Source organism: Gemmatimonadota bacterium (assembly GCA_016712265.1).
GTDB lineage: Bacteria > Gemmatimonadota > Gemmatimonadetes > Gemmatimonadales > Gemmatimonadaceae > RBC101.
This window is the reverse complement of sequence record JADJRJ010000027.1, coordinates 262,666-275,451: the sequence shown is the minus strand read 5'-3', so window position 1 is coordinate 275,451 and position 12,786 is coordinate 262,666. Positions and strand designations below refer to the sequence as shown.

Annotated in this window: 16 protein-coding genes; 10 read left to right on the top strand and 6 right to left on the bottom strand. The window is 63.0% G+C overall.

Annotated elements, in window-relative coordinates:
• Nucleotides 1–164: 164 nt before the first annotated feature.
• Nucleotides 165–629 carry a zinc ribbon domain-containing protein gene (locus tag IPK85_05555; GenBank protein ID MBK8246849.1) on the bottom strand — a complete coding sequence of 155 codons (465 nt, stop codon included), beginning with the start codon at nt 627–629 and terminating at the stop codon, nt 165–167.
• A 78-nt stretch (nt 630–707) separates the two neighbouring features.
• Nucleotides 708–1,463, bottom strand: coding sequence for a hypothetical protein (locus IPK85_05550; protein MBK8246848.1), 756 nt, complete (start codon nt 1,461–1,463; stop codon nt 708–710).
• A 145-nt stretch (nt 1,464–1,608) separates the two neighbouring features.
• Between IPK85_05550 and IPK85_05545 the strand changes: the two genes are divergently transcribed.
• The gene (locus IPK85_05545) at nt 1,609–1,761 is read left to right on the top strand and encodes a hypothetical protein (protein ID MBK8246847.1); all 153 of its coding nucleotides are present in this window, start codon (nt 1,609–1,611) and stop codon (nt 1,759–1,761) included.
• A gap of 116 nt (nt 1,762–1,877) precedes the next feature.
• On the opposite strand, the gene IPK85_05540 is transcribed toward IPK85_05545, so the two are convergent.
• On the bottom strand, nt 1,878–2,165 hold the full coding sequence (locus IPK85_05540) for a hypothetical protein (protein MBK8246846.1): 288 nt from the start codon (nt 2,163–2,165) through the stop codon (nt 1,878–1,880).
• A gap of 429 nt (nt 2,166–2,594) precedes the next feature.
• Here IPK85_05540 and IPK85_05535 point away from each other — a divergent pair, with 429 nt between their 5' ends.
• From IPK85_05535 to IPK85_05520, 4 genes are all read left to right on the top strand, one after another.
• Nucleotides 2,595–2,756, top strand: a complete 162-nt coding sequence (locus IPK85_05535) for a hypothetical protein (GenBank protein ID MBK8246845.1) — start codon at nt 2,595–2,597, stop codon at nt 2,754–2,756.
• A 220-nt stretch (nt 2,757–2,976) separates the two neighbouring features.
• The gene (locus IPK85_05530) at nt 2,977–4,248 is read left to right on the top strand and encodes an HNH endonuclease (GenBank protein ID MBK8246844.1); all 1,272 of its coding nucleotides are present in this window, start codon (nt 2,977–2,979) and stop codon (nt 4,246–4,248) included.
• Between the two features lie 154 nt (nt 4,249–4,402).
• A complete protein-coding gene (locus IPK85_05525; GenBank protein ID MBK8246843.1) occupies nt 4,403–5,011 on the top strand; it encodes a hypothetical protein in 609 nt (202 codons plus the stop codon).
• Entirely contained in the window at nt 5,008–5,709 is a 702-nt protein-coding gene (locus IPK85_05520; protein MBK8246842.1) for a hypothetical protein, read from the top strand. Before IPK85_05525 ends, IPK85_05520 begins: the two co-directional genes overlap by 4 nt.
• Nucleotides 5,710–5,897: 188 nt before the next feature.
• Here IPK85_05520 and IPK85_05515 read toward each other — a convergent pair whose 3' ends face one another.
• Together IPK85_05515 and IPK85_05510 are read right to left on the bottom strand one after the other, a co-directional pair.
• Nucleotides 5,898–6,422 (bottom strand): ImmA/IrrE family metallo-endopeptidase, encoded by a 525-nt coding sequence (locus IPK85_05515; GenBank protein MBK8246841.1) that lies wholly within the window; start codon nt 6,420–6,422, stop codon nt 5,898–5,900.
• Nucleotides 6,422–6,856: a helix-turn-helix transcriptional regulator gene (locus IPK85_05510; protein MBK8246840.1), complete on the bottom strand. Its 435-nt coding sequence runs from the start codon at nt 6,854–6,856 to the stop codon at nt 6,422–6,424. Before IPK85_05510 ends, IPK85_05515 begins: the two co-directional genes overlap by 1 nt.
• 187 nt (nt 6,857–7,043) lie before the next feature.
• On the opposite strand from IPK85_05510, the gene IPK85_05505 reads away from it, so the two are divergent.
• From IPK85_05505 to IPK85_05485, 5 genes are all read left to right on the top strand, one after another.
• A complete protein-coding gene (locus IPK85_05505; GenBank protein MBK8246839.1) occupies nt 7,044–7,250 on the top strand; it encodes a hypothetical protein in 207 nt (68 codons plus the stop codon).
• A gap of 828 nt (nt 7,251–8,078) precedes the next feature.
• Nucleotides 8,079–9,053, top strand: coding sequence for a ThiF family adenylyltransferase (locus IPK85_05500; protein ID MBK8246838.1), 975 nt, complete (start codon nt 8,079–8,081; stop codon nt 9,051–9,053).
• A 392-nt stretch (nt 9,054–9,445) separates the two neighbouring features.
• Entirely contained in the window at nt 9,446–9,772 is a 327-nt protein-coding gene (locus IPK85_05495; GenBank protein ID MBK8246837.1) for a hypothetical protein, read from the top strand.
• Complete coding sequence (locus tag IPK85_05490; GenBank protein ID MBK8246836.1) at nt 9,769–11,208, top strand: putative DNA binding domain-containing protein; 1,440 nt, start codon at nt 9,769–9,771, stop codon at nt 11,206–11,208. Before IPK85_05495 ends, IPK85_05490 begins: the two co-directional genes overlap by 4 nt.
• A gap of 370 nt (nt 11,209–11,578) precedes the next feature.
• Nucleotides 11,579–12,373, top strand: a complete 795-nt coding sequence (locus IPK85_05485; protein MBK8246835.1) for a hypothetical protein — start codon at nt 11,579–11,581, stop codon at nt 12,371–12,373.
• Nucleotides 12,374–12,404: 31 nt separating this feature from the next.
• Here IPK85_05485 and IPK85_05480 read toward each other — a convergent pair whose 3' ends face one another.
• Nucleotides 12,405–12,734: a toxin-antitoxin system HicB family antitoxin gene (locus IPK85_05480; GenBank protein MBK8246834.1), complete on the bottom strand. Its 330-nt coding sequence runs from the start codon at nt 12,732–12,734 to the stop codon at nt 12,405–12,407.
• Nucleotides 12,735–12,786 lie beyond the last annotated feature (52 nt).

The window sequence follows — 12,786 nt, the reverse complement described above, 5'->3', positions numbered from 1 at the left end:
CCATTGCTATCGGCCGACCGAGCTTGACCAATTTTGGGCGCCCACTCGCACGGGGAACGCCACGGGGGTCCGGTTATCCGCATGCGCTGCTTCTCCGGCCATTCTCAACCTGCGGAAGAACGCGTTGGACCGACATTGGGTCTGGACCAACTCTGAGGGTCGAGTCACTCCTCAGGATCGTCAGCGAGCTTCTGCATCATGTCAATGGCCTTCAACACCTTTCCCTCCGCTTCGCCACCAAAATCGAATGCGGCAATCTGCCCTCCGCTGAGGTTCTGCTTTGCGGTGCCCGCAACGCGGAAGGTGCCTTGAGCGGTTTCCTCAATGTTGAGCGAACAGGACACTCCGCTCCAAGAACCCCAGCTCATCGCAGTCTGAAAGGTGACAAGGCCGATGACTTCGTTAACCTGATCGAGCTTCCATCCTAGCTCTTCTACGGCTCGCATCGCGAGCTTGACCACAAGTACCATCGAACCACCGAACGAATCGGTCCGGTAATCATAGGTCGCCGTGGCTGTTCGTCGGGGACCGGCGGTATCGGTCCCGTCAAGCGGCGCCCCGCACCCCGGACACGCCGCTGCCTTGTCGGAGATCCTCCGCCCACATTCCGTACAGTCAACTAGCGCCATGCGTACGTCTTGGGGGGGCGTGACGCCTAACGTCGTACTTGTCCAACTCTCGAGTGGCACACGCGGGACAAAACTTGGTCAACGCAGCCTCCAGACGACAGCGGTACTGCATGTGCCCGCCGCCAAGGTCCCGCGCCGGTTCACGCGCGGCCAACCGCAGCTCAAGTCCCCCGGCGGAATGGGTAGCTCATGAATCCCGGTCTCCGCTCGCCAGATGAAGGAGCGAAACGGTCCGCAGATGTCGACGCTGGTGCCTACGATGGTTCGATCGTTGCTAATGCTCGTGGCAAGGGAAGCAGTAATGCCCGCGCACCCGATGGTTCCGAGAGACATCGGGCTGCTTCCGATCAACCAGGCGGTTGCCCAGATGTCTCCAAGGTACGAGATGGCGTCCTGCCCAACAACATCGCCACGGTCATTCAGTCCGAACCCCGCGCCTCGCCGATAGCGGCGGGTGAGTGGAGGCAGAATCGAGGTACCACCTGTCTCACTCCATAGAAAGGGCCCTTCCGGCATGCGGCCGAGGACCTGACCTCTGGAGTTCACAGCCGTGGCGTCGAGGGATTGAAGCCCGGTCAATGACCGGAGGTCACGCATCCCGGCTGAAGGCGTATACAGGAATCCCGATGCCCCGCCGTCTTGTGTCGCGGAGCTCCCCACAACCCATCCGATTTCATTCACATCGCGCGCGATGCTCCATGATCCACCAAGCGTTCCCAGGTCGACGAAGCCCGTTGCTGCCGTCCACACGAAAGCAGTAGTGCGGCTGCCGACGATCACGTTGTTGTCGCTGATTCGGTACGGCTGACCACACCCGCCGAGGTCCGAGGGCACGCCAGTTGGGCTCCAAAGGAGTATGCGGTCACAGCCATTGGCATCTCTCGCATATCCTACGACGTAACCCGCCGAGTTCACATCGACCGCGGTCGCGAAGGGAGCGTGCGGCAATCCGGGCAGCCTGGAGACGGAGATCCCGTCAATGGGGCTCGCCGGTGTCACGGTCGCCAGCGGAGGCTGGGTGGGCGTCGAGATCGCAGTCGGGTCCGCAGCGCAAGCCAACACCGTCATGATCATCACGGCGGTCATCGATTTCATGTCCGTTCTCCTCTCGAGCGAAGGTGATGGGTCGTGACACTGGCGGCCATGCCGTCAATGCCGTCGGTCATGCAGCTGGGCGATCTCACTGGACGGTCACCTATAAGCGCAGCCGGTGGGCACTGCCGACCCAACGCTTGTCAGAGGGAATTCTCAAGACCGAGGTAGAATGCCGTCGAATTCGTACTCCGTTAGTCGTCTGATCGCAGTGTCGCGCTCTGTCTGGGTGAACAGTGGGTGCCACTGATCCTCGAGAATGACCGCCTCCACCGTGAGATCGAGGCGCTGCCGCTCCCATAGCGCCGTATACCCTTCCGACACCGCCGACGCACGGAGAAGGACTCGCGCTGTTTGTACACCTCCGTGCTCGGTCACCATCGAGAGAAAGCGGCTCGCGTTGTAGCCCGCCTCGGACTTCGCTGTCTTGTAGATGGCGATCATGCGCAGGTGGAAGGTGCGTTCTAGCGCCGCAATGTCTGGTCCCGGATCGCTACTTGAAGCGTCAAGCACGACGACCGTGAACCCAAGTGCCTCGAGCTTGCTACGCACGGTAAGGTCACCACCGCTGAAGTCCTTCGCCTGAAGCGGACCGCGTCCTGGAAACTGGAAGCCGTATGCAGCGCCGGCGATCGCCTTGGAGTCGTAGAAGTTCCCGTTGGCCTCGAGAAAGTACTCCCGTGCGCGCCCGAAACCGTACTTACCGAGGAACGCGTCGCGACCCAGGCGGTCGCATTCGTCGATAGCGTCCTGTACCGCTCGCGCGGACGTGAGATCGCTCAGGGTCATGGACTCAAGAATTGTGCGGAGTGCTGCCCGGCTGGGAGAGAGTAGTCATCCTGACGGCGCGTCTTGGTCTGCCGCACTGGTGCGGTGCGGCGCGCCCCTGCATACAACCTCACAGCGGAACGTGCACGGGTGGACCGGAACTATCAAGGCTTGAAGGGCGGTGACGCCATCGCCGATCTCATCGGGGTCGAGTTGCTGCGCGCGTATGCGTGGGAGCCGTCGATCGGCGCTGATCAGAATCGGTAGGCCACGGATCGACGGTGCAGACAGGAGTCCCGTCCCACATGTTGCCAAGGAGGACTGTGACAGTATTCGACCGCCTGGATCCCAGATCGTCAGCGCGCAACTCGCAGCCATCAGGTCTGGCCACCACGCTTGACGGCCGGTAGTGTGGGGGGGAGGAAGCGCTGCCGAGGTGTGGTGGCGTTCTACCTACCCTATTGACAGGTGGGGGCATTAGGCGCACATGAGAACGTACTTGCTGACCTGGAACCCCGGGCGCGCTCCAGGCTTTGCCGATGACATCGCGGAGTTTACTTCATCGGGAGGGCTGATCGTTCCGTGGAGCTGCGGGCGAACGAAGCGCATTACCGTCGGTGACCGCCTCTTCCTCATGCAACTAGGCGTGGAAGAGCGAGGGGTGATAGGCTCGGCGCGCGCTGTGAGCGCTCCATACGAGGACGACCACTGGGACGCCGATCGGGCCGCCGCCGGGGACACCGCACTGTTTGTCGACGCTGAATTCGGCGATCTCCGAGGCGAGCCAGTGATCGGCTTGGCAGAGCTGAGCCAGCGACCATTCACAGGCATGAACTGGACGCCTCAAGCATCCGGTATCGAGATTCCGGAACTGCAAGCTAAGGCACTTGCTGCGCTCTGGCACGATCGCATGGGTGGAGGCAGCCCTTCGGCCAAGCTTGGCGTCCCATTGCCGCCCGATCGCGCGGACTGGTATTCGGCGGAGGACTATGTGGAAGCTTTGGGAAGGCTCGGCCCAGCTGTAACGGCGAAGCAGCGGGCGATGTTGAGAGCGCACTGCGAAGCACCGGGGCGAGTGCTCACGGTAACTCAGCTCGCCGCTGCCGCAGGGTATGCTCGACCTGAAGCTACCTATTCGCAATACGGTCGACTCGGAAGCCTTCTGTCGCGAGAGCTCGGGCACGGCGCCGAGACGGTAGCGACCCGCATGATTGGGGACGACTTCAGGTCTGCTGGCGGAGAGGTCACCTGGGTGATGGAGCCAGCGCTCGCGCGAGCCTTGGTCACTCTGGGATGGTCAAGGTCGGCTGCCGCCCCGCCGAACCTCGTTGGCGATGTGCTCGCGATCTCTGCCACTCCAAGGATTGGCGCGACGCAGCGGGAAGCGCTCTTGCAGTGTCGCCTCGGACAGGGTGCCTTCCGGCGCGCTCTGCTCGACCTCTGGAAAACGTGTGCCGTGACCGGAGTTGCAGAAGAAGCGGCGCTCGTGGCCTCCCACATAAAGCCGTGGCACGCGAGTACCAATGAGGAGCGCTTGGATCCAGCGAATGGGCTACTCCTCGTCGCCAACATCGATGCGCTGTTCGATCGGGGACTGGTCTCCTTTCAAGACAACGGAGAGATGTTGATCGCTGACCGCCTCCATCCCGGCGACTGCGCGCTCCTCGGGCTCACAGCCAGCATGCGCCTGAGGTGGCCACCGCTAAAGAGCGCGCGCTACCTCGCGTTCCATCGGCGCTGTTACGGCTTCAGCGCCTAATATGCCGCAGCGGCCTGCCGATCGTGCCTTGTGCGTCACCTTTCCGCACAACACGTTCGTTGGTTGCGCGCAATGATGGACGACGGGCCTATCGAAGTGGCCGCAGCGAGGGTGACGAGCTGGGCCGAGTGATCACATCTCATCCGTGAACAACATGGCGAGCGTTGAACATCGAGTCTCGTACCGCAATGGCTCCCAGATCATGGTGGCCGGGCTGAAGCTCGCCCTCATGGGGTACAGACGGGGCGCCAGGGTGAGCGTGCGAGATCCCAAGCGGACACCCGGGCACCACCCGTGGGAGTTCGTTGTCGCGAACGATGAACACGCGACCCTGGTTTGTCGCGATCCGCTCCCACCCCAGTGGATCCAGCCGGGGGTGATGGTTCTGATAGAGGTGATGGAGGTGAAGGGGAACACCAAGCGCGGAGCCATGAGCGCGGAGTCCAAGCCGGCCTTGTCCAGTGAGGTCACGGCCACAACGCTGGCGGGGTGGCGTCGCAGCCTGGTGCAGCTTCTGGCGCGCCTCGAAGGCGTGGGGAGCCCGGATTCCATGCTCGGGGTGGCGGCGCGGATTGCGCGATTGAGTGACAGTGGCCGCGTTCCACGAGAGATTGCCGCCCTTATGCGCGTGATCAGCGAGATGCGGAACGCGACGGAGTATCAAGCCAAGACGCTTTCCCCAGCCGAGGCAGAAGCAGCGGCCGCGGCGTGGCGAGCTGTGTCGAAGTGGGCGGAGACGGCGATAGCAATCGTCCGTCGATGAAGGACCAGTACTTCGGTGACGTCAATGACTTCGTGAAGTACGGCCTTCTGCGTCAGCTTCAAGCACACACCGGGCTGCGTCTCGGCGTCGCCTGGTACCTGACGCCGAGTGATGGGGGGCCGGACGGAGCGCGGCGACGATACCTGACCGATCCAGGGACATGGCGCGCTTTCGATCCTGACTTGTATGATGGTCTACGTCGAATCGGTTCTGACAGCGTCGCGCAGTCAGTTGAGTCAGCGTCGACCTTGAACCTCTTGCCAGGAGCCCGGTATTTCGGGCAGCTCGTGCCGGGGCGTCGGGATCGCTCGGAGTTTCTTCAGAACGCGCTCACGGCACTGGACAGCACGGACCTTGTTTTCCTTGATCCGGACAACGGTATCGAGCCAAGCAGCCTCGGGCCCTCGTCGGCGCAAACCGCCAAGTACGCGCTGTGGGATGAACTGCGGGCGTTCTACTCCGTGGGGTCCTCGTTGCTTGTGTACCAGCATTTTCCGCGAGTGCCGCGCGACGCGTTCGTCGCCGCTCAGAGTGGTCGCATTGCCGAGCGCCTTGGTGCCGCTGGGATCACGGTGTTCGTGACGGCCCATGTCGGGTTCTTCCTCATCTGTCAGCAGCGGCACCGTTCTGGACTCGAAGATGGAGCTCGGCGGGTCCACGAGAAGTGGGGCGACCGCATTCGAGTGTACATGGGGTAGGGGACGACTTGCGGCGACCAGGGAATAGCGCGGAAGGAGCGGATCGCCGGCGCCTACGGCTTGCTCCGAGGATGCGTTTGATCCGCTCGGTCTTGAATGGGGATTCCGCATTGGACCTCCGAGGCGGGCGGAGCAAAGGCCCGACCGTCACGCATCAGGTGGAGGGAACCACAGGGGGACCCGCAAACTCACGACGGTGACGACGCGTCGTCCAGTAGACGCAGGTTCATGAGGCGGTACATCATCGCCTGGTTGCTTACACCGAATCGTTCGCATAGCAAGCGCAGAGACTCGTCGTCTCCTAAGTCTATGGCATGCATTTTTACCTCGCGTCGCAACCAGGCTGCTGGCATGAGCAAGGCTGCCGCGAATTGGTTTGCCTCGCGTTCCTCGACAATTGATCCAGAGTTGCTCGCCACACTTCGAAGGCGGAGCGTCGTCCCACGATCGACGTACGTCCCGCCTTCGTGTAGCACAAAGTGCCCAAGCTCATGGGCAATGGTAAACCGCTGTCGATTCGGCGGATGTGCGAAGTGCACTCCGATAACCGCGCCCCCTTCAGCGCGCACCAACATGCCAGAGCAATCTTCGCCCAAATCTGCCAGCTGCAACGAAATGCCCAGAAGCTTCGTGACGTTTGCCACGTCGACCGGTGGCCCAACGATGCCATGCTTCTTTAAGAGGGCAGACGCTGCGCGCTCAGGCTCACTCATCAACGGCTCCGTTTTGTACTCGATTCAGTCGTCGCGCTTTCCAACTTCGCGCGCGTCATAGAAAGCCAAGCTCGGGCTCGAGGAGATTCCAAGACCGTTCGCTCGACAGCAGGCTCTAGGGTTATCTCAACCGACCCTGATGCGGCCTCCAATTCGGTCGAACTAGGGAGCAGCGACGATGGCTCGATACCCAACGCCAGTCCTATCGCCCATATCACATGAACGGGTGGGCGCTGCGTACCAAGTTCGATATTCGCAACAGAGCCTCTAGTGAGGCCTATCCGTTTGGCGAGTCCCGACTGGCTGATTCCTTCCGGCCGAACGCGGGCGCGAGCGGCGGCGATGTTTCGACCTAAGGTCTTGTAGAGGGCGGGGTTATGCATCGGCTTTCTCACGAGCGGTAATGTAGCGCCCATGCCCATTTGTGCAATCACGCTGAGCGCTCAGGCGCATCATACACATCGAAGTATGCTCCCACTTGACAGTAAATGCTGAACCGCTGAGCTTGTTGGCGCGAGTGGAGCAGGTTCAACGACCAAAGAGAGGATGTGACCCATGGATGGCGAGGCCGTAGGCAGGAAAGCAGGGATCGATGGGGATGGGAAGACGGTAACAGTTGTTGTGAACGGCGTACCGGTGACGATCGACAAGAAGACCACGGTTGGTGCGCTACTGCACGAGGCCGGATACGCGGCAGGCAGCCACTACCTCGTCCGTGTCGAGCACGAGAAGGAAGTGAAGGAGTTCCGGGACGTCACGGAGAAGCTCACGCTTCATGAGGGTGAGGAGTTTCGCGCGTACTACAACGACGCCACGCCGCTGTCATGATTCCGGCGCATTGGCAGTCGATTGTCGATGGCCTCAAGGCGCGGGGTTGGCGTCTTGAGACCACGCGCCGCGTCGAGGGTCACCCTTTCACCTTCGCGGTGTTCTCGGGCATTTCGGCGTTCGGGACCAGCTTCCCAGACAAGGTCATCCCAAAGATGGCGCTCCCGCTTCCCGATGATCCGCAGAACCCTCCTCCTGGCTTTCACATGCATCCGCGGCTCGGGCTTGGGGTCGTTGCGAACACAAGTGAAAGCCCGCTCTCCCTGCCAGACGAGCCTTGGGTATACTGGAGTCGGCCGCTCGGGAACTGGGCGAGTCAACCAGATGCCGCCCGCATCATTTCTCACCTGAACTCTGCGCTTCGCGATGCGTGAGTTCTCTGTGGCCATGCCGGAAGACCTTGCTTCCGTACTGCGCGGGCACCTCGCTCGATCAGATGGGCAAGAGGAAGTATGCCTTGCGCTATATCGACCCAGTACGGGTCGTACGCGCGACACCGCAGTCATCTACGACTGGGAGCCTCCCCGAGACGGGGAGCGGCAGGTTGCCGGGAACGTGTCGTTTACCACTGACTATCTTCGACGCGTCCTCGCACGGGCGGCCCAAGAGCGCGCAGGAATTGCCATCCTACACAGCCACCTCCGCCACGCGACGGGTTGGCAGGAACTGAGCCGAGACGACTTCTGCGGGGAGGAGCGTCATGCAAGAGTCGTTTACGCGGCGCTCAAGTTTCCCCTGGTCGGGATAACGTTGGCACCTGGAGATGGCGCTTGGAGCGCCCGTCGATGGGTCGCTGGTGCGAGCATTCAGGTACAGTCAGCTAGGCTCGTGCGTGTCGTCGGCAAGCGCCTCGCCGTCTCGCTAAATCCGGCGCTCGTTGCGCAGAGCCAAGAAAGCCAGGTACGCACCGTCAGCTTCTGGGGTGATGCAAATCAGCGCACGATCGCAAGTTTGACCGTCGCCATCATCGGGCTGGGGAGCGTCGGAGCTATGGTCGCGGAGCTACTCGCACGAACAGGAGTGAGGCGCCTCATTCTCATCGACTACGACATCGTAAAGGTCCACAACCTTGATCGTACGATCTCGGCTGCACCAGCTGATGTCGGTCGTCCAAAGGTCGAAGTCGCAGCGGTACGACTACGCGCGATAGCGACGGCGGCGGACTTTGAAGTGCAGGTCGTCGATGCCAGCGTGGTAGAACGTGATGGGTTCAGTAGCGTGTTGGACGCAGATGTGACGTTCTCCTGCGTTGATCGACCTTGGGCGCGCCACGTCTTGAACCGAGCAGCCTATTCGCACCTGATCCCAGTCATTGATGGAGGAATCCTCGTGTTGTTTCGACCCGGTGGCAAGGAGATGCAGAGCGCAAATTGGACGGTCCACGCGGCTGGGATTGGCCGTCCATGTCTGATATGTCAGCGCGCCTACACCACCGACCAGGTATCACTCGAACAGACGGGCCTTCTCGAGAGCGAGACCTACATCCAAGGCCTTCCAGATGACAGCCCGGTGAAGCGCCGCGAGAATATCATCGCCTTCAGCGCATCAGTCGCTTCCTTTGAGGTGCTTCAGTTGGTCGCGATGGTAAGCGGGCTCCTTGGCCTCACGGACCCCGGACAGCAGCGATACTCGTACTATCCAGGAAACGTCCGACTCGAAAGAGTGCTTCAGTGCGAGTCTGTTTGCTTGACGCCTGCGTTTGCTGCACAGGGTGACTATGCGCACGCAGGGCTCGGCCAGGACCATGCGCTGACTGCTCTCCGAGGCGGAGCTAGGAACACGCAACCGATCATTCAGGGGTAGATGCGGGATCCAAAGACCTCATACATTGAGGCAAAGCTTAGGAAGCCGGAGGTGCGAGCTACCCAACATGCAACACGAGACCCTAGCGAACGCCGACAAGAGGGCCCGGTTGCTCGCCTGGGGGCGAGCGGAGTTGATCCGCCGCATCGTCTACGATCAGGTCACGGTCGTCGCCGCTGCGTTCCAGCTCAGGCGTGAGGCCGCGTACACGCGGTGGCAACGCGCTGCCTGGGGAGAAACCGGCAACGCGCGCGAGAAGGTGCGGGTGGTGTTCAGGTCGCCGCCGCCGTACATCGCAGGTCGAGGACGATCCAGTCCGGCGCCCACTTCTGGAGTGAATCGGTGGCGCTGCGGAGGAAGTCGGTGACGTTCGCGGCGCCGGTGGTCATGTTATGGCGGGTAAGAGCGGCCATGGCGGAGTGGATGCCACCGGAAGGCGTGCCAAGAACACCACGGGGCCGTTGCGCGTAGGGGACGCCGAGCGCATCGTGCGCTTCAGTCCCATGAACCGGATTCCTGTCGAGCCGACCATGCTCACCTGGGCGCGCGAGCGCGCTCGGTCGGATGCGAGCGCCCTGAACAAGCGATTCCCCAGGCCATCGCAGGAGCCACTACCCGTTCCGGATCTGCGCACTCTCCCGTATCGGGCCGTTGCCGATCCCGGTCCCGAGGTGCTCGACACACGGTTCGTGCAGCCGACCGGGAGCGGAACGGCATGAACTCGAATCAGCTCTCTTCGCTCGTTGCAGCCGGCGAATCCGCGACGCTGGAATTCAAGAAGTCCACCGCCGAGAAGGAGCGCGCGTGCCGCACGCTGTGCGCCTTTGCCAACGGACAGGGCGGGCAACTGCTGTTTGGCGTCACTCCGGCTGGCAAGATCGTCGGCCAGAACGTCGCCGATCGCACCCTCGAAGAATTGGCCCAGGAGTTCCAGGGCTTCGAGCCGCCGGTGCTGCCTGTTGTGGAGCGCGTGCCTGTTGATGCGGAACGCGAGGTCCTACTGCTGACCGTAGCACGGAGCCCTCGAACGCCGGTGTCATTTCGGGGCGTAGCCTACGAGCGCGTGCTGAACACCACCAGGACGATGCCGCGGGAGACCTGGCAGCGACTGCTCCTGGAGGAGATGCACGCCATCGAACGCTGGGAGAACCGGCCCGCTGTAGGCTGGGACGTGACCCGGCTCGACACCCGCGAGATGGTGCTCACGCTCGAGGAGTCCATCCGTCGCGGCCGTATCGATGACCCCGGGACACGCGAGCCGCTGGAGATCCTGCGAGGTCTCGGGCTGCTCGTCGACGGCGACCACGTCTCTCGCGCCGCGGTCGTGCTGTTCTGCAAGGACGAAGCACCCTTGCCGGACTACCCGCAGCTGCTGCTCAAGGTGGCGCGGTTCAAGGGAACCACACGCGATGAGTTCCTCGACAATCGGGAGTTCCACGGCAACGCCTTTGCCCTGATGCGCCGAGCGGAGCGATTCCTGATCGAGTCGCTGCCCATCGCCGGACGCATTATCCCGGGACGCATGGACCGCGAGGACACGCCCCTGCTGCCGGTGGAGGCGATGCGCGAGGCACTCGCGAATGCGTTCGTTCATCGCGACTACTCCATCGGCGGCGGCTCGGTGAGCGTGGCGCTCTACGACGATCGGCTGGAGATCATCTCCATCGGCGACCTGCACTTCGGGCTGACCCCGGAGGCGCTCTTCCGCGAGCACGAGTCGAGGCCCTGGAATCCGATGATCGCGCGCACGTTCTACCGGCGAGGGATCATCGAGACCTGGGGGCGAGGCACGCTCAAGATCGCTCGACTCATGCGGGACGCCGGGCACGAGCCGCCCACGGTCGCCCTGCGGCCGGGGGCGGTGGTGGTGACCTTCGGCCTTCCCGTGGCGAGCGCCCCAGAAAACGCCCCAGAGGCGCCCCAGAAAACGACGGGGAAAACGCCGGGGAAAACGCCGGGGAAAACGCCGGGGAAAACGCCGGAGGCGATTCTGGCCCTCCTGCGATCGAATCCGAAGCTCTCGATCCCAGAACTCGCTGCGGAGTTGCGCAGGTCGTCCAGCGCCATCGAAAGGGCTGTCCGGAAGCTCCGCGAAGCCGGTCGACTGGAGCGCATCGGCCCCGACAAGGGCGGTCACTGGAAGGTGATCGAGTAAGCGGCCTCACCAGATCGGTCGTCGAATCCGCCGCTTCCGAAAGATCCTGATGGGGACCTGTCGCATCGGTACGACTGGCTTCCTGGTGGTCGATCAGGGCCGAACGATTCGCGGCCGCGGCGTGTCCGCCCCAAGCGCTCGCATCGCCCGTCGGACCTCCGCGACGTGGGGCTGCAGGTCGGGATCCGCCTTGTCCCACCCACTTGCCGGGGGTCGCTGGGGCCTGGGCGGAGAGGGGGCGCGGGGGGGCCGTAAGTTGCCTGCAGGGCACGCGTTGCAGGACTCGCCGATTCTGGCTCTGCGCGACGCGGGTTGATACGTTCAGGTTGCCCCGCGCTCGCGACCCACGTTTTCGAGACAGGAGTCTCCCATGTATCGCCGGACCAGCCTCGCCGCCCTTGCCCTGACCGGGTTCCTCTTGGCCGAGCCCGCTCGGGCACAGCTTCCGGCGCCCAATGCGGCGGGGGTCTCGTCCGGGCACATCCACATGATGGTGAAGGATCCGGCGGCGCACAAAAGGATCTGGGTCGAGCTGTTCGGCGCGCAGGTGGTCCAGAGCGGTACGCTCGAGATGCTCAAGCTCCCCGGGGTCTTCCTGATCCTCGGCCAGGCCGAACGCGCCCAGGGGTCCGTGGGGTCGACGGTGGACCACTTCGCGCTGCGGGTGAAGGACCTCGCGGGGACGAGTGCGAAGCTCAAGGCCGCTGGCGTTCCGCTCACGCGTGATGATTCCCTGGAGATTGTCTCGACCTTCCCGGACAACGTGAAGGTGGAGTTCTACCCGGCGCCGACGCAGGCGGCGGCGATCGAGCTCTTCCATGTCCACTTCTACGCTCCCGACGTGGACGGGCTGCGCGCCTGGTACGCGAAGCACTTCAGCGCGGCGACGCCGACGGCGGCGAACGCCAATGCGATGGGAGTGCCGGGGATGTCGTTCAGCTTCCGCAAGACGGACGCGGCGCAGGGGGCGACGAAGGGCCGGTCACTGGATCACATCGGCTTCGAGGTGAAGGACCTGGAAGCGTTCACCAAAAAGCTCGCAGCGGACGGGGTGACCTTTGAGGTGCCGTTCCGCGACGTGCCGGGGATCGGGCTGAAGCTCGCGTTCCTGATTGATCCGGCGGGGACGCGGATTGAGCTGACCGAGGGACTGGCGAAGCGCTAAGAACCGCGGGACCAGTCGCGCCCAGCGGACCTCAACGCGACGCTGCCGTGCGTCCCTTCCGTTTTCGGTTCGGTTGCTTGCGTCGCCCGGATGCGGATACCGCCGGATCCGACGACCATCCCGGGGGCAGTTCGTCCCCGGGGACCGGCGGCCGCGACGGTACCCGTGCCAACGCCGCCTCAAATACTGCCCGGTTGCCTCGCGCGCCACGCTCCGCCAGGTAGTCCAGCGTCAATAGTGCCGCCATCTTCTCGGCCACGGCGATGGCGATGAACTGATTGATCGACACTGCGTCCTTTTCGGCCAATTCCTTGACCTTCGCATGTAGCGAGTCTGGAAGCCGTAGACTCAGGGTACTCATCGCTCTTGCCTCACACGTTGAACGTCTCTCGACTGGTCGGTTAGACGCGAGT